11 protein-coding genes and 1 riboswitch are annotated in these 15,710 nt (G+C 72.5%); of the genes, 2 read left to right on the top strand and 9 right to left on the bottom strand.

Annotated features, from left to right (window positions below; translation table 11 throughout):
* Positions 1-7: 7 nt before the first annotated feature.
* Positions 8-3,175 (bottom strand): putative bifunctional diguanylate cyclase/phosphodiesterase, encoded by a 3,168-nt coding sequence (locus TR49_RS13435; protein ID WP_160311595.1) that lies wholly within the window; start codon positions 3,173-3,175, stop codon positions 8-10.
* A 289-nt stretch (positions 3,176-3,464) separates the two neighbouring features.
* Between TR49_RS13435 and TR49_RS13430 the strand changes: the two genes are divergently transcribed.
* Together TR49_RS13430 and nicT are read left to right on the top strand one after the other, a co-directional pair.
* Positions 3,465-4,292: an adenosylcobinamide amidohydrolase gene (locus TR49_RS13430; RefSeq protein ID WP_084724861.1), complete on the top strand. Its 828-nt coding sequence runs from the start codon at positions 3,465-3,467 to the stop codon at positions 4,290-4,292.
* A 75-nt stretch (positions 4,293-4,367) separates the two neighbouring features.
* Positions 4,368-4,573: riboswitch (cobalamin riboswitch) on the top strand.
* A 31-nt stretch (positions 4,574-4,604) separates the two neighbouring features.
* Positions 4,605-5,744 carry a Nickel transporter NicT gene (nicT, locus tag TR49_RS13425; RefSeq protein ID WP_042381204.1) on the top strand — a complete coding sequence of 380 codons (1,140 nt, stop codon included), beginning with the start codon at positions 4,605-4,607 and terminating at the stop codon, positions 5,742-5,744.
* A 31-nt stretch (positions 5,745-5,775) separates the two neighbouring features.
* Here nicT and cobF read toward each other — a convergent pair whose 3' ends face one another.
* The 8 genes from cobF to TR49_RS13385 form a co-directional block, all read right to left on the bottom strand.
* Complete coding sequence (cobF, locus tag TR49_RS13420) at positions 5,776-6,540, bottom strand: precorrin-6A synthase (deacetylating) (RefSeq protein ID WP_042381299.1); 765 nt, start codon at positions 6,538-6,540, stop codon at positions 5,776-5,778.
* 38 nt (positions 6,541-6,578) lie between these two features.
* Positions 6,579-7,349: a cobalt-precorrin-6A reductase gene (locus tag TR49_RS13415; RefSeq protein WP_042381202.1), complete on the bottom strand. Its 771-nt coding sequence runs from the start codon at positions 7,347-7,349 to the stop codon at positions 6,579-6,581.
* Complete coding sequence (locus tag TR49_RS13410) at positions 7,346-8,146, bottom strand: ABC transporter ATP-binding protein (RefSeq protein WP_042381201.1); 801 nt, start codon at positions 8,144-8,146, stop codon at positions 7,346-7,348. Before TR49_RS13410 ends, TR49_RS13415 begins: the two co-directional genes overlap by 4 nt.
* Positions 8,143-9,165 (bottom strand): FecCD family ABC transporter permease, encoded by a 1,023-nt coding sequence (locus TR49_RS13405; protein ID WP_042381200.1) that lies wholly within the window; start codon positions 9,163-9,165, stop codon positions 8,143-8,145. The genes TR49_RS13410 and TR49_RS13405 overlap by 4 nt, the downstream gene beginning before the upstream one ends.
* A gap of 25 nt (positions 9,166-9,190) precedes the next feature.
* A complete protein-coding gene (locus TR49_RS13400; RefSeq protein ID WP_042381198.1) occupies positions 9,191-10,189 on the bottom strand; it encodes an ABC transporter substrate-binding protein in 999 nt (332 codons plus the stop codon).
* Positions 10,190-10,513: 324 nt separating this feature from the next.
* The gene (gene meaB, locus TR49_RS13395) at positions 10,514-11,500 is read right to left on the bottom strand and encodes a methylmalonyl Co-A mutase-associated GTPase MeaB (protein ID WP_042381196.1); all 987 of its coding nucleotides are present in this window, start codon (positions 11,498-11,500) and stop codon (positions 10,514-10,516) included.
* A 6-nt stretch (positions 11,501-11,506) separates the two neighbouring features.
* A complete protein-coding gene (scpA, locus tag TR49_RS13390) occupies positions 11,507-13,726 on the bottom strand; it encodes a methylmalonyl-CoA mutase (RefSeq protein WP_042381193.1) in 2,220 nt (739 codons plus the stop codon).
* Positions 13,726-15,603: a methylmalonyl-CoA mutase family protein gene (locus TR49_RS13385; RefSeq protein ID WP_042381192.1), complete on the bottom strand. Its 1,878-nt coding sequence runs from the start codon at positions 15,601-15,603 to the stop codon at positions 13,726-13,728. Before TR49_RS13385 ends, scpA begins: the two co-directional genes overlap by 1 nt.
* Positions 15,604-15,710 lie beyond the last annotated feature (107 nt).

Here is a 15,710-nt window from a genome sequence, read left to right as displayed (position 1 = left end):
GGCCGGCTCAGGCGACTCCGGGTCGCAGCGTGCTGGGCCTGAAGGCGCCGGACGCCGATTCGAGCAGGAGTTCGCGGGCGGCCTCCGCCTCCATCGGCTGCGCGAACAGGTAGCCCTGACCGCGATGGCAGCCCAGCGCGATCAGCAGTTCCTGCTGCCGGGTGGTCTCCACTCCTTCGGCGATCACCGTCACCCCCAGGGTGTCGGCCAGGTGCGTGATGCCTTCCACCAGCGCGTACTGCTGGGGGGACCGACCGAGCTCGTCGATGAACGTGCGGTCGATCTTCAGAATCGAGATGGGGAACTCGCGCAGGTAGCTCAGCGACGAGTAGCCCGTCCCGAAGTCGTCGATGGCGATGCGGATGCCGAGGTCGGTCAGGTTCTGCATCTCGGCCAGGATCCGCTCGTCGCGGCGGATGAGCAGACTCTCCGTCAGCTCCAGTACCAGCGACGAGGGAGCGATCCCGGACTGTTCCAGCGCGTGGTGCATGACCCCGGGGAACCCCGGATCGTGGAACTGCCGCGGTGAGACGTTGATGCTGACGTAGGGCCACACCGGCACACCGCCGCGCACGTTTCGTTCCCGCAGCAGGCGGTGCCAGCCCACCGCCTCCGCGGTGGCCAGGTCGAGCACCCAGCCTCCGAGCGGCACGATCTGGCCGCTCTCCTCGGCCAGCGTGATGAACTGCTCGGGCATCACCACACCGCGGGTGGAGTGCGGCCAGCGCAGCAGCGCCTCGAACCCCTCCACCCTGCCGGTCGCCAGCTCCACGATCGGCTGGTAGAGCACCTGGAAGGAGTCCACCTCGGCGCGGTTGAGGCTGTCCTGGAGCTCGTGGCGCTCCAGCATGCCGCTCTGCAGCGACGGGTGGTAGTGCCGCCACTGCCGCTTGCCGGCGGTCTTCGCCTCGTACAGCGCCAGATCCGCGTGGGTCAGCAGCTCGACGGAGTCGTAGCTGTCCTCGGTGGTGGCGATGCCGACGCTGACGTAGGCGCTCACCGGGCCCACGCTCAACTGGAACGGCTCGGTGAACACCTGCAGCACGTGGTCGGCGAAGGCCTCCACGTCCGCTGGCGTCATCGGGTCCTCGATCAGCAGCGCGAACTCGTCGCCGCCGATCCGCGCAGCGGTGTCCGAGGCCCGCACCGTGGTCGACAGGCGCAGCGCGAGCGCGACCAGCAACTCGTCGCCGACTCCGTGGCCCTGCACGTCGTTGACGATCTTGAAGTCGTCCACGTCGACGAAGAGCACGCCGACCACCGTGCCCTCGCGGTGGCTCTGGGCCAGCGCGTGCGAGACCCGCTCCTGGAAGAGCAGCCGGTTCGCCAGACCCGTCAGCGGGTCGTGGAAGGCACGGTGCGTCAGTTCCCGCTCCAGGTTGCGCTGCTCGGTGACATCGCGCAGGGTGAGCACCAAGCCGCCCACGGTGGGGTCGGTGCGCAGGTCGCTACAGCGCACCTCGACCTCGACGGCGCTCTTGTCCGGCCGCAGCATCCGCCAGTGGTCGCGCCGGCTGTCGCTGTCGCGCACGCGCATCTGGGCCAGCGCGTCGCGCACGATGCGCTTCTCCTGCGGTACCACCATATCCGGGAACCGGCTTCCGGTCAGTTCCGTCGAGCCCAGCACCTGGGCGGCTGACGGGCTCGCGTAGCGGACCGTGTCGTCGTCGCCGAGGATCAGGATCACGTCCGAGGCGTTCTGCACCAGGGTCCGGAAGTAGGCCTCGCTCTTGCGCCGGCCGACCTCCCGGCTCAGCAGCAGCCGCTGTGTGGCCAGGGCCGCCTGGGTGGCCAGCGTGGCCAGGCTGTCGCGACGGGACGCCAGGCCCCACTCGTCGGTCTCGGCCAGCAGCGCGCCCGTCTCCGGTGGGTCCTTCGTCGACGGGTCCTGTGCGGCGAGCGGACAGACCAGCACGGGATGGCGGCCCGAGAAGCAGGTCCGCAGGGGTTGGGGCAGCTCGGCGACGCTCAGCCGCCGGGTGCCGCCGCTCGCGACCACCGCCAGGCTGTCGGCGTCGAACGGGGGCGTTCCGTCCGGTGGTATGCCCCCCTCCGTCCGCACGCACCAGTCGCCGTTCTCGTCCCTGACCGCGAACAGCACGCTGCGCCCGGCGCCGCCGTCCAGCAGCACCCGCGCCGCGCCCGTCACGGTCACGGCGACGTCCGCCACGGACTCGGCGTCGCCGAGTCCGGTGGCCGCCGTCCGCAGGACCCGCTCGCGGGTGAGCGCCTGACGGTGGGTGGCCGCGACGCCGGAGAGACGGTGCAGCACCAGCAGGAAGAGCACCGCCGAGAACGCCCCGATCACGCCGGCGTTGCCGGTCTTCCCGCGCGCGGCGGCGATCATCAGCATCACCGGAGCCGTCAGCGACGCGACGGCCAGCAGGCCGAGCCGCCAGCCCCGCACGCTCTCCTGCCGCACTACCACCGGCTCGGTCAGGGCCCTCATCGACGGGTGCAGGGCCGCCGCGCCCCACGCCCCGTAGAACACCGCCCACCCCAGGTCCACGGGCGTGCCGGTGCGCCACACGTCGTGCAACTGGAGCTGGGCGTAGGCGACGTCGGCCGCCAGCAGCCCGACGGTGCCGACGGTGAGCAGGACCAGGGAGAGGTTCTTGCCGCCGCGCGGAGCCAGCAGCCGCAGCAGCATCGCCAGCACCAGGATGTCCCCGAGGGGGTAGGTGATGGAGACGGCCCGCTGGAACCAGGTCTGCCCCGGGGTGTGCGCGTAGGGGACGATCACGTAGACCCAGGACAGCAGCGCCAGGGCCGCGGTGAGAGTGAGCGCGTCGACCAGACTGGCCCGGTCCTGCCGTGACGACCGCCAGCGGATGAAGCCCAGCAGCCCCGCGGCGTACAGGACGTACGTGACGAGGTAGAAGGCGTCCGCGATCGACGTGACAGGGTTCTCGTGCTCGTACTGGATCAGCACGATCTGCGCGAGCTCCCCGAGCGTGAACGTCAGGTTCGCGGTGGCCAGCAGCAGCCAGGGCAGCGGATGGGCAGGGCGGTTGCGCGCAAGCCCCAGCAGGATGCCCGCGACGCCGCTGAGGCCGACCGCGACGAAGATGGTTCTCTGGGCGGAGAAGGCGTAGTACAGACCGACGAGTGCGATCGTCCACAGACAGAAGACGGTCACCGGGAGGTCTGGGCGCCACCGGGTAGCGGTCGTCACCGCTCCACCTCCCGCATGCGTGGACCAATCCAAGCGGTGTGGGGTGTGATGTGACGTGGGCCGTGCCGCATGCCGATGCGGCCGGTGGATACGGCTGTTCATACGGCCGTGACCGGTACGGCTGCGACTGTACGAGAAACAACGCTATACCGTCGCGTACTCCTTCGCACGCGCACGGACTCGCGCGGGAAGGACCGGCTCCCCGCCGTCTGCTGACGACAGCGACGCTCCGGCCTGGGATGATGGCGCCGCGCGCCGCCGCGGGGGTGGGCGCGGGAGCGGGGGACCGATGGGGCGGGTGCGGATCGCGCGGGCCGGGCGGATCGAGGACGGCGCGTGTCGGCACCTGCTGGTGTGGCGGGCGGGGCCGGGCTGGCGCATGGTCAGCAGCGCGATCCTCGGTGGCGGTGTCGGGGAGCGTGGGTGGGTGCTGAACGCGCAGGTCCGCCCGGGTTACAGCCGCCTCGACCCGGACCGTCATCTCGCCGACCTCGCGAGCGCGGAGGGGCTGACCGGACCGGGTGTCGGCCTGATGACCGCCGCCAGGGTCGACGACGTCACCTGGGCCGAGGACGAGGGTGCGACGGCCGTCGTGACGACCGGCATCGGCCTGCCGACCTGGGCGGCGGCCGACGCGGTGTCAGCCGGTGACGGCGCGTACCGCCCGGGAACGATCAACATCCTGGCTGTCGTCCCCGCCCCGGTCTCCGACGCCGGCCTGGTCAACCTGCTGGCGACGGCCACCGAGGCCAAGGTCCAGGCCCTCCTCGACGCGGGGTACTCCTGTTCGGGCACCCCGTCCGACGCGGTCTGCGTCGCAGTCCGGGCGCCGGGGCCGGGGGACGAGCCCGATCCCTTCGGCGGGCCGCGGTCGGTGTGGGGCTCCCGGCTCGCCCGGGCCGTGCACAGCGCCGTGCGTCGCGGCGCGGAGCGCGACCGCGAACGCCGCGCGGAGGGACCACCGGCGGTGCACACGGTGCGTCAGGCCTCCTGTCATCTGCCGGACGTTCGTGCGGCGGTCGACGACCAGGCCTGCGGGGCAAGGGCGTTCGTGGAAGCGGTCGACGAGGCGACCGCCGGGCGTCCGGCGGCGCCGCTCACGACCCCGTCGGGCTGACCGGTGGTCGTGCACCCCGAGTGATCTGCAACACCTGCGCACCTGCGCAGGCTTGTGGCGATCTGCCGGGCGGCCCTAGGGTGGTCGGGCCGTGGTGTTCGGGAAGACCGGTTCAAGTCCGGAGCGGCCCTCGCCACTGTGATCGGGAAGTCCCTGCTTCGTTCCCGCGGTCGCCGACGCGATCGCGGGAGGTCACTGGGCGCAGCCAGCGCCTGGGAAGGCCAGAGGCGGGGACGGTGGTACCCGTCAGCCAGGAGACCGGCCACGGCACGCACGAGACCATCCACGAGGTGCTGGAGAGGCTGGCCTTCCATGACGCTGCCCGAAAACCCGTCCGCGACCGCTGTCCTGGCGGGTGCGATACCCGCGACCCCCGTCGTCCGGTGGGAGAGAAGAGACTGGTGGCGCAGCGCCGGTCTGCTGGGGGTCATCGTGGCCCTGCACGTGGTCGCCTTCGGGATCCTCGCGGCGCTCGTCGCACCGCACCACTACAAGGTCGGCACCCAGGTCTTCGGCCTTGGCCTCGGCGTCACCGCCTACACGCTCGGCATGCGGCACGCCTTCGACGCCGACCACATCGCGGCGATCGACAACACCACCCGCAAGCTGATGGCCGACGGCAAGCGGCCGATCTCGGTGGGCTTCTGGTTCGCGCTGGGCCACTCCAGCATCGTGATCGTGCTGGCGGCGGGCATCGCCGCGGGCATGCGGATCGCCACGAACCTGACCAAAGACAACTCCAGCGCCCGTCAGAACCTGGGCACCGTCAGCACGTTGGCCTCCGGCAGCTTCCTCTACCTGATCGCCGCGCTCAACCTGGTGGCCCTGGTGGGCATCTGGAAGGTCTTCAAGGCCATGCGGGCGGGCCAGTTCGACGAGCACGAGCTGGAGAAGCACCTGGACAGCCGCGGCTTCATGAACCGCATCCTGGGCCGGCTGACGAAGTCCATCACCCGGCCCGGCCAGATGTACCCGGTCGGCGTGCTGTTCGGCATCGGCTTCGACACCGCGACCGAGGTGACGCTGATGGTGATGGCCGGGTCGGGCGCCGCCGCCGGTCTGCCCTGGTACGCCATCGTCTGCCTGCCGCTGCTGTTCGCCGCCGGTATGAGCCTGTTCGACACCCTCGACGGCACGTTCATGAACTTCGCCTACCACTGGGCATTCTCGAACCCGGTCCGCAAGGTCTACTACAACCTCACCATCACCGGGCTCTCGATCGCCGTCGCGTTCCTGATCGGCACGATCGAGCTGGTCGGCATCCTGCACGACCAGCTGGACCTGACCGACCCGGTCACCGGCTGGATCTCGAACATCGACCTGAACAACGTCGGCTTCGTCATCGTCGGCCTGTTCGTCGTCGTCTGGGCCTGCGCGATCGGCTACTGGCGCCTCGCCAAGGTCGAGCACCGGTGGGTCCGCGGCGGCAGGAAGCAGGCCGACGCCGCCTGAGCCCACCGGGCGACCCGGCGCCGCACGGGGGTCAGTCCTCCGTGCGGCGCAGCAGGTAGCTGTCCATGATCCAGCCCTTGCGCTCGCTCGCCTCGCGCCGCAGCTCGGCGATCCGGGGTGCCGCCTCCGACAGCGGGCCGGAGACGAGGATCTCGTCCGCGGTGCCGAGGTAGGCGCCGTAGTGGATGTCGATCCCGGCCGGGTCGATCGAGGCGAACGCGGCCTTGCCGTCCAGCATCACCACCGTGTCGTCCGAGCCGGCGGGGAAGCCCTCCGCCGCGAGGCGGCGGCCGGTGGTGATACGCACGGGCCGGCTGACCCGGGTGAGGACGGTCCGGTGGCTCGCCGCCAGCGCCGAGACGCTGCTGATGCCCGGCACCACCTCGTAGTCGAAGGACACCTCGCCGCGGTCCAGTACCTCGTCGAGGACGGCGATGACGCTGTCGTACAGGCCCGGGTCGCCCCAGACCAGCAGGGCGCCGGTCTCCTCGCCGCCGACCTGTTCGGCGATCAGCCGCTCCACCAGCTCCGCGCGCCGGGTGCGCCAACTGTGGACCACCGCCGGGTACCCGGGCTGGGTGCGGCGGTCGCGCTCGGCGTCGGGCACCTGCACGACGCGGTGGCCGGGGCGGCCGTGCTCCTCGACCATCTCCAGCCGCAGCCGGACGAGGTCCTGGCGTTCCTCGTTCTTGTCGAGCAGGAGGAACACGTCGGTGCGCGCGATGGCCTTGACCGCCTGGAGCGTGAGGTGGTCGGGATCGCCCGCGCCGATTCCGATGACGAGGATCTTCCGCATGGTTCCGATTCTGCCTTCCGCCGTACGGTCGTTGTGCATCAGGTCCGCTCGGCGAGCCAGGCCAGCGCGCCGGAGAGGTGCGACGTCCGGGCCACCCCGGCTGGGAGGGCCGGGCGCCGGACCAGCAGAACCGGCAGGCCCAGGTCCCGTGCCGCCGTGAGCTTGGGCGCGGTGGCCGCCCCTCCGCTGTCCTTGGTCACGAGCACGTCGATCCGCCGTTCGCGCAGCAGGGCGCGCTCCCGCTCCACGGTGAACGGACCGCGGTCCAGCAGGACTTCGACGTTGGCGGGCAGCGGCACGGGCGGCGGGTCGACGGACCGGGCCAGGAACCACAGCGCGTCCAACCGCGGCAGGCGGTCCTGGCCGGCGAAGGGGGACAGGTCGTTGCGGCCGGTGGTCAGCAGCACCCGCGTGCCCAGGTCGGGCAGGAGCGCCGCCGCCTCGTCCAGTGACGCCGCATGATGCCAGCGGTCGCCCGGGACGGGCTCCCAGCCGGAGCGGCACAGCACCAGCAGCGGCACGCCCGTCGCGTGCGCGGCCGCGGCGGCGTTGGCGCTGACGGCGGCGGCGAAGGGATGCGTGGCGTCGACGAGGGCGTGGACCGACTCGGCGCGCAGCCACGCGGCCAGGCCCTCGGCCCCGCCGAAGCCGCCGATCCGTACCCGCCCCGAGGGCAGCCTCGGCGCGGCCACCCGCCCGGCCAGCGAGGTGGTCACCTCGTACGCGGGGTCGGCGGCCAGCGCCTCGGCCAGCAGGCGTGCCTCCGTCGTGCCGCCGAGGACCAGCACGTGGCGCGCGGGCGGGGTCACCTGGGCCCGCCCTCGGCAGCGGCGCGATCCCGCAGGGGGGTGACGACCGGCCGCCCGTGCCCGTCGACGGTGACGCGCACCCGGGCCGCGTAGACGTCGGAGATCAGCGCCTCGCTGAGCACCTCGGGCGCCGGGCCGCTCGCCTTGACCCGGCCCTCGTCGAGCAGCACCAGCCGGTCGGCGTACTGGCCGGCGGTGGTCAGGTCGTGGAGGGTGGTGACGACGGTGAGGCCCTGCGCGCGGCGCAGGTCGTCGACGAGGTCGAGCACCTGCTGCTGGTGGCCGATGTCGAGGGCGGAGGTCGGCTCGTCCAGCAGCACCAGGCGCGGCTCCTGCGCCAGCGCGCGGGCGAGGACGACCCGTTGGCGCTCACCCCCGGACAGCGTCACGAGCCTGCGCTCGGCGAAGCGGGCGACGTCCAGCTGTTCGGCGGCCTCGTCGGCGACGAGCCGGTCGTGGCGGCCAGGACCGCCGAGGTAGCCGAGGTAGGGGGTGCGGCCGAGCAGGACGTACTCCGCCACCGTCATGTCGGGCGGCAGGATCGGGCTCTGCGGGACGAAGGCGAGCAGCCGGGCGAGCTCGCGTCCGGGCATCCCCCGGGTGTCGGCGCCGTCGACGGCGACCCGGCCCCGGCGCGGCAGCAGTCCGGCCACGGCCCGCAGCAGCGTGGACTTGCCCGCGCCGTTCGGGCCGATCACGGCGAGCCAGCCGCCGGAGTCGACCGCACAGGAGACCTCGCGGACCACCGCCCTGCCGTCGAGGTCGACGTCCACGCCGTCGACGGTGAGCGCGCTCATGTGCGGACCGCCCGCGTGGTGCGCAGGATCCAGATGAACACTGGCGAGCCGATCACAGCGGTGACCACGCCGATCGGCAGCTCGCCCGGGGCCAGGACGGTGCGGGCCAGCGTGTCGGCGAGCACCAGGAAGCCGGCGCCGAAGAGCAGCGACAGCGGCAGCACCAGCCGGTACGAGGTCCCGGCGAGCCGCCGCACCGCGTGCGGCACGATGATGCCGACGAAGCCGATCAGCCCGCTGACCGCGACGGCCGAGGCGGCGGCCAGCGCGCAGGCGGCGACGACCACGAGCCGGATCCGCGCAGGGCGCATGCCGAGCGTGCGGGCCTCCTCGTCGCCGACGGAGAGCACGTCCAGGTGCCTGCCGTGGAGCAGGATCGCCAGCGTGCTGACGGCGGCGTAGGGCAGGATCTCCACGACCTGGTGCCAGTCGCCCGTGGCGAGCGAGCCGAGCAGCCAGGAGTAGACCTGCTGGATGTCCTGCGCCGAGCGCTGCAGCACCAGCGTCTGGATCGCCGTGAGGAACATGCCGACGGCCAGTCCGGCCAGCAGCAGGGTGGCCGTGCCCGTCCCGGCGGCCGCGCCCGCCAGGTAGGCGACGGCGACGCCCACCAGCGAGCCGACGAAGGCGGCCGCCGGCACCGTGGCCGGGCCGCTGCCGCCGAGGTAGACGATCGCGATCGTCGCGCCGAGACCCGCCCCGGCCGAGGCGCCGAGCAGGCCCGAGTCGACCAGCGGGTTGCGGAACACGCCCTGGTAGCCGGCCCCGGCGAGCGAGAGCAGCCCGCCCACCAGCGCGCCGAGCACGATCCGCGGCATGCGGATCTGGAACAGCACCGCCTGGTCGAGCGGGCTGAGCCCCGAGTGCAGGTCCACGAAGGGCAGCTTGTCGAGCAGCGCGGACGCCGTGGCCCAGGGGTTCAGGTCCGCCGCGCCCACCATGGCGCTGAGCAGCACCGCGGCGGCCAGGAAGGCCGCCGCGGTGCCGTAGGCGCGAAGGACGCGGCGCGGTGCGCTCACCGGCCGTCGCCCGATCGGCGGTGGCTCACTGGGCTGGAGCCTTCTCCAGCGCCTGCGCGATCTGCGCGACCAGCTGCGGCAGACGCGGACCCCAGCGGGAGGCGATGTCGTCGTCCAGGCCGACGATCTGGCTGTTCTTCACCGCCGGGACGCCCGACCAGCCGGGGCGCTTGGCGACGACCGCCGGGGACTGGCCGCCGTCGGCGGCGCTGTTGTCCGACAGCAGGATCAGCTGCGGCTTGGCGGTGACGATGTACTCCTGGGACAGCTGCGGGTAGCCGCCGTCCGAGGCCTTGTCCGCGGCGTCCGCGATGTTCTTCAGGCCGAACAGGGAGACGATCTGACCGATGAAGGTCTGCGAGGTCACCGAGTAGTACGGGTTCGCGCTGACCTCCCAGTAGTAGCTCAGGCCCTTGTGCGCGGTGCCGGCCTTGGCGACGTCCGCGGCGATCGCGGACTTCATGGACGTCACCGTCTGCCGCGCCTGCGCGCGGTGGCCGGTCGCCGTGCCGATCTGCTGGATCTGGTCGTAGGCGTCGTCCAGCTTCGTGACGGCGGGCTCGATCAGCACCGGCACGCCGACCTTGGTCAGCTGGGCCACCAGACCGCCGGAGTCGGCGGAGGCCACGACCAGGTCGGGGGAGTACTTGATGATCGCCTCGACGTTCGGCGTGAGGCCGCTCAGCTTGGTGACCGGGGCGTTGCTCGGGTAGTTCGAGTCCGAGTCGACCGCGACGACCTGCCGGCCCGCGCCCACCGCGTAGAGGTCCTCGGTGGCGGTCGGGGAGAGCGAGACGATCCGCTTCGGCGCGGACTTCACGGTGACCTTGCCGTTCGACGCCGCGACCGTGACCGGGAACGACGCCGCGGTGGCCGCGGCGGAGGGCGAGGACGAGGAGGTGGCGGTGGTCGAGCCGCCCGAGCTGCAGCCGGCGAGTACCGCCGCGACGGCGAGAGCCGTGGTTGCCGCTGTCAGGCTCCGGACCAGGGGTCCTCGCCGGTTGTTCCGCTGCCGAGCGCGCATGGTGGCCGCTTTCTCCGTCGGTGTGGAGGGAAGGCGGGTGATCGCGCCGGCCGAGGGGGCGTGCGGGCGCACGCGCGGCCGGGACGGATCAGCCTTCCCACGAGGTTGATGTCGTCCGCGCGGGGGAGTCGACCTGGCTTGGGCCCCGGACGGGGCCGTCACAGTTGCGGGACAGCGTCGGAATGGCCCGCCGTGCGGGCGTCACCGACTTCGCTCCTGACGCGCTGCCGGTATCCGCGTGCCTGGGCACTCGAATCCGGCCGTCGCAGGCTAGCACGTCGTGCTCTTCCCCCCGCTGACCAGGTCGAACCCTGACCCGTTCGGCTACCGCTCGCGGCGGTCGAACGCGTCCAGAATCCGCTCCGCGGCCAGGGAGGCGGTCAACTCCCCGCTGCGGACCTGCTCTTCGAGCAGCGGGGTGAGCGCGCGGACGGCCGGGCTCGCGTGCAGGCGGCCCAGCAGCTCGTCGTGCACCATCGCCCAGGCCCAGTCGACCTGTTGCGAGCGGCGCTTGGCCGTCAGGCGGCCCGTACCGTCGAGCAGGGTGCGGTGCTGCTCCAGCCGCTCCCAGACGGTGTCGAGGCCCGCGGACTCCCGTGCGCTGCAGCTGAGCACCGGCGGGGTCCACGCGGCGTCGGCGGGGTGCATCAGGCGCAGCGCGCCCGCGAGTTCACGCGCCGCCGCACGGGCGTCGCGCTCGTGCGGGCCGTCGGCCTTGTTCACGGCGATGACGTCGGCGAGCTCCAGGACGCCCTTCTTGATGCCCTGGAGCTGGTCGCCGGTGCGGGCGAGGGTGAGCAGCAGGAAGGAGTCGACCATGTCGGCGACGGTGGTCTCCGACTGCCCGACGCCGACGGTCTCCACCAGCACCACGTCGTAGCCCGCCGCCTCCATGACCACCATCGACTCGCGGGTGGCCTTGGCCACCCCGCCCAGTGTCCCGGCGCTGGGGGAGGGGCGCACGAAGGCGGCGGGGTCGACGGCCAGGCGCTCCATCCGGGTCTTGTCGCCGAGGATGGAGCCGCCCGTGCGGGTCGAGGACGGGTCGACGGCGAGCACGGCCACCTTGTGGCCCATGCCGGTGAGCATGGTGCCGAAGGCGTCGATGAAGGTGGACTTGCCCACCCCCGGCACGCCGCTGATGCCGATCCGCCGGGCCCTGCCGGTGTGCGGCAGCAGCTCCGTCAGAAGCCGCTGCGCCAGCACGCGGTGGTCGGCCCGGGTGGACTCGACGAGGGTGATGGCACGGGCGACGGCCGCCCGCTTCCCGTCGAGGACACCCTTGACGTAGACGTCGAGGTCGATTGGCATCCGCGGCTACTGCTCGCCGGCGCCGAGCGACTCGTGCCCGAGCGCGGCCGCGAGCCGCTGGACCAGGTCGTAGGCCGCGTCCGGGATCACCGTGCCGGGCGGGAAGACGGCGGCCGCGCCGGCCTCCAGCAGGGCCGGGACGTCGTGCGGCGGGATGACGCCGCCGACGACGATCATGATGTCCTCACGGCCCTCGGCGGCCAGCTCCTCGCGCAGCGCGGGCACCAGGGTCAGGTGCCCGGCGGCCAGCGAGGAGACGCCGACGATGTGCACGTCGGCTTCGACCGCTTGCCGGGCCACCTCGGCCGGTGTCTGGAACAGCGGGCCCACGTCGACGGTGAAGCCGAGGTCGGCGAAGGCCGTGGCGATCACCTTCTGGCCGCGGTCGTGGCCGTCCTGGCCCATCTTGGCGACCAGGATGCGCGGACGGCGTCCCTCCGCCTCGTCGAACGCGTCGACCAGCGCCCGGGTGCGGGTGACCGAGGAGGACTCGCCTGCTTCGTTGCGGTACACGCCGGAGATGGTACGGATCTGGCTGGAGTGGCGCCCGTACACCTTCTCCAGGGCGTCGGAGATCTCGCCGACGGTGGCCTTGGCGCGGGCGGCGTTCACGGCCAGCGCGAGCAGGTTGCCCTCCAGGCCCTGGCTCGACCCGCGCTCGGCGGCGGCGGTCAGCGCGCGCAGCGCGTCCTGCGTGGCCTGCTCGTCGCGCTCCTCGCGCAGGCGGCGCAGCTTGGCGATCTGCTGGGCGCGGACCGAGGAGTTGTCGACCTGGAGCACGTCGATCTGCTCGTCGTTCTCCACCCGGTACTTGTTGACGCCGATGACCGGCTGGCGGCCGGAGTCGATCCGGGCCTGGGTGCGGGCCGCGGCCTCCTCGATGCGGAGCTTGGGGATGCCGGCGTCGATGGCCTTGGCCATGCCGCCCGCCGCCTCGACCTCCTGGATGTGCTGCCAGGCGCGCCGGGCCAGGTCGTAGGTGAGCCGCTCGACGTAGGCGGAGCCGCCCCACGGGTCGATCACCCGGCAGGTGCCCGACTCCTGCTGGATCAGCAGCTGCGTGTTGCGGGCGATGCGGGCCGAGAAGTCCGTCGGCAGCGCGAGGGCCTCGTCGAGGGCGTTGGTGTGCAGCGACTGCGTGTGCCCCTGGGTGGCGGCCATCGCCTCCACACAGGTGCGGGTGACGTTGTTGAACACGTCCTGTGCGGTCAGCGACCAGCCGGAGGTCTGCGAATGGGTGCGCAGCGACAGCGACTTGGGGTTCTGCGGATCGAACTGCCTGACCAGCTTGGCCCACAGCAGCCGGGCCGCGCGCATCTTGGCGATCTCCATGAAGAAGTTCATGCCGATCGCCCAGAAGAACGAGAGCCGGGGCGCGAAGGTGTCCACGTCCAGGCCCACCGCCTGCCCGGCGCGCAGGTACTCCACGCCGTCCGCGAGGGTGTACGCGAGCTCCAGGTCGGCCGTCGCACCGGCCTCCTGGATGTGGTAGCCGGAGATGGAGATGGAGTTGTATCGCGGCATCTTCTGCGAGGTGTACGCGAAGATGTCGGAGATGATCCGCATCGAGGGCTTCGGCGGATAGATGTAGGTGTTGCGGACCATGAACTCCTTGAGGATGTCGTTCTGGATGGTCCCGGCCAACTTCTCGGGCGCAACGCCCTGTTCCTCCGCCGCCACGATGTAGAGGGCGAGCACCGGCAGCACGGCGCCGTTCATCGTCATCGAGACGGTCATCCTGTCCAGCGGGATGCCGTCGAAGAGCTGGCGCATGTCGTAGATCGAGTCGATCGCGACGCCCGCCATGCCGACGTCGCCGGTCACGCGCGGGTGGTCGCTGTCGTAGCCGCGGTGGGTGGGCAGGTCGAAGGCCACCGACAGGCCCTTCTGACCGGCCGCCAGGTTGCGGCGGTAGAAGGCGTTGGACTCCTCCGCGGTGGAGAAGCCCGCGTACTGGCGGATCGTCCACGGCTGGTTGACGTACATCGTCGGGTAGGGCCCGCGCAGGTACGGTGCGACGCCCGGGTAGGTGCCGAGGAAGTCCAGCCCCGCCAGGTCCTCGCCGGTGTAGAGCGGCTTGACGCCGATGCCCTCGGGCGTCTCCCACAGCAGGTTGGCGACGCTGCTGCCGGTCGACTCCTTCACCGCCGCGCGCCACTGCTCCTCGGTCACCCCGGCCGGGGTGCTCCCGCCCAGGTCGACCTGCGAGAAGTCGGGAATCTGCATCACGCCGTGGCTCCGATGAGGTCGAGGGCGGAGGTGAGGACGGCCGGTGCGTCGCAGCCGGCGAAGACGTAGGCGTCGACGTGCGCGTACTCGGCGGGACGCCCCGCGAGGTAGACCCGTGCCGCCCCGGCGGACTTGAGCGCGGCGGCGACGGCCTCGGCCTGCTCCGCGTACAGCGCGTCGCTGGAGCAGACGCAGGCGAGGGCGGCGCCGCTGGCCGCGAAGGCCTCGGCGGCGGAGCCGGCGTCCACCGACACCGGGTCGTGGACCGCCTCGATGCCGCCCGCCTGGAAGAGGTTGGCGGCGAAGGTGGCGCGCGGGGTGTGCGCCGCGGCCGGGCCCAGCGCGGCCAGGAAGACCCGGGGTCGCGCACCCGTCGCCGCGAGATGGGCGTCGGAGCGGGCGCGCAGCGCCTCGAACACCTCGTCGCGGCGCACCTGCGGCAGACCGCCCGGCAAGCCGCTCCCGGCGCGGCCGAGAGGACGGACGGCCGGGGCCTCCTCGCGCAGGACGGGCTTCTCGGCCAGGTTGGGGAACTCGCTGACGCCGGTGATCGGCTCGGCGCGCTTGGCGAGCTTCTTGCCGCGGGCCGCCCAGGTGGCCGCGATGCGGTCGCCGACCAGGCCGGAGCGCAGCGCCGCCCGCTGACCGCCAGCGCTCTCCAGCTCCTGGAAGAACGCCCAGGCGGCGTGGGCGAGTTCGTCGGTCAGCTGATCCACGTACCAGGAGCCGCCCGCCGGGTCGGCGACCCGGCCGAGGTGGGACTCCTCCAGCAGGATCGAGGAGGTGTTCCGCGCGATCCGGCGCGCGAAGGCGTCCGGCAGGCCGAGGTCGTGGTCGAAGGGCAGCACGGTCACCGAGTCCGCGCCGCCGACGCCGGCGGCGAGGCAGGCGATGGTGGTGCGCAGCATGTTCACGTACGGGTCGCGACGGGTCATCATCACCGGCGAGGTCACCACGTGCTGGAGCTGAGCCGCCGCTGCCGTCCCGCCGGAGCCGCACACCTCGACGACCCGCGACCACAGTCGCCGGGCCGCGCGCAGCTTCGCCACCGTCAGGAACTGGTCCCCGGTGGCCGCGTAGCGGAACTCCAGCTGCCGGGCGGCCTCCTCGACGGAGAGACCGGCCTCGGTCAGCAGCCGCAGGTACGCGACGCCGGTAGCCAGCGAGCAGCCGAGCTCCTCCGCCGCCGAGGCACCCGCCTCGTGGTACGGCAGCGCGTCGACGGTCAGGGCCCGCAGACCCGGGTACTGCTGCGCGCACAGGCGGGCCAGCTCCACGGCGTCGTCGGCTGCAGCCGGGGCTCCGGTGCGGGCCTCGCGGCCGAGCGGGTCGGCGCCGAGGCTGCCGCGGGCGGCGGCGCGCTCGACGCCCCGCTCGTCGTACAGCCGCAGCAGCTCGCGGGCGGCCGCGCCGGTCTCGTCGCCCGCGTCGAGGGCGACCGCGGCGAGGTCCAGGTAGACGCCGTCCAGGGCCCGGGCCAGGCCGGACACGGGCAGCGCCGGTCCGCCGACGGCCAGCCACAGGGAGCTGACGCCGTTCTCCAGATCGGCGAGCACCGCCGCGTTGGCCCGTTCGGGGTCCGGCAGCTCGTGCCGCTGGCGGACGTCCCAGCCGGTCGTCGCGGGCCTGCCGCCGCGTACGTAGGGGGCGAAGCCGGGGTAGCCGAGTCCGGTGGCCGCGTCCGGCGCGACGTAGAGGGGGGCGGCGACCAGCCCGTCCTCCAGCGCCGTGGCCAGTGCCTCCTCGGCGGCCGCACCCGACACGTCCTTGCCGGACTTGCGCAGCACGCCCGCGACCAGACTCTGCCACTGGGTATGCGTGGCGTCCGGGAAATCGGCAGCGAGTGAGAGCCCGTCATCGGGCAGGACCGTCATATCTGGGATGCTAGAGCAGGCCTCTTACGGTTCTAAGCGTCACCGAGTGTGACGTATGCCTCTCCTTGATCGGATCGATCGGCTGGGCCGGGGCAACGGCGGACGAC

The organism is Streptacidiphilus melanogenes, assembly GCF_000787835.1.
Lineage (GTDB): Bacteria > Actinomycetota > Actinomycetes > Streptomycetales > Streptomycetaceae > Streptacidiphilus > Streptacidiphilus melanogenes.
The sequence above is the reverse complement of the archived record's forward strand: the minus strand, read 5'-3'. Positions and strand labels throughout refer to the sequence as shown.

Coding starts and splice junctions, on each gene's coding strand:
- TR49_RS13430 (WP_084724861.1), top strand. CDS start 3,465: ATGGGGCGGGTGCGGATCGCGCGGGCCGGGCGGATCGAGGACGGCGCG.
- nicT (WP_042381204.1), top strand. CDS start 4,605: ATGACGCTGCCCGAAAACCCGTCCGCGACCGCTGTCCTGGCGGGTGCG.
- cobF (WP_042381299.1), bottom strand. CDS start 6,540: ATGCGGAAGATCCTCGTCATCGGAATCGGCGCGGGCGATCCCGACCAC.
- TR49_RS13410 (WP_042381201.1), bottom strand. CDS start 8,146: ATGAGCGCGCTCACCGTCGACGGCGTGGACGTCGACCTCGACGGCAGG.
- TR49_RS13400 (WP_042381198.1), bottom strand. CDS start 10,189: ATGCGCGCTCGGCAGCGGAACAACCGGCGAGGACCCCTGGTCCGGAGC.
- meaB (WP_042381196.1), bottom strand. CDS start 11,500: ATGCCAATCGACCTCGACGTCTACGTCAAGGGTGTCCTCGACGGGAAG.
- scpA (WP_042381193.1), bottom strand. CDS start 13,726: ATGCAGATTCCCGACTTCTCGCAGGTCGACCTGGGCGGGAGCACCCCG.
- TR49_RS13385 (WP_042381192.1), bottom strand. CDS start 15,603: ATGACGGTCCTGCCCGATGACGGGCTCTCACTCGCTGCCGATTTCCCG.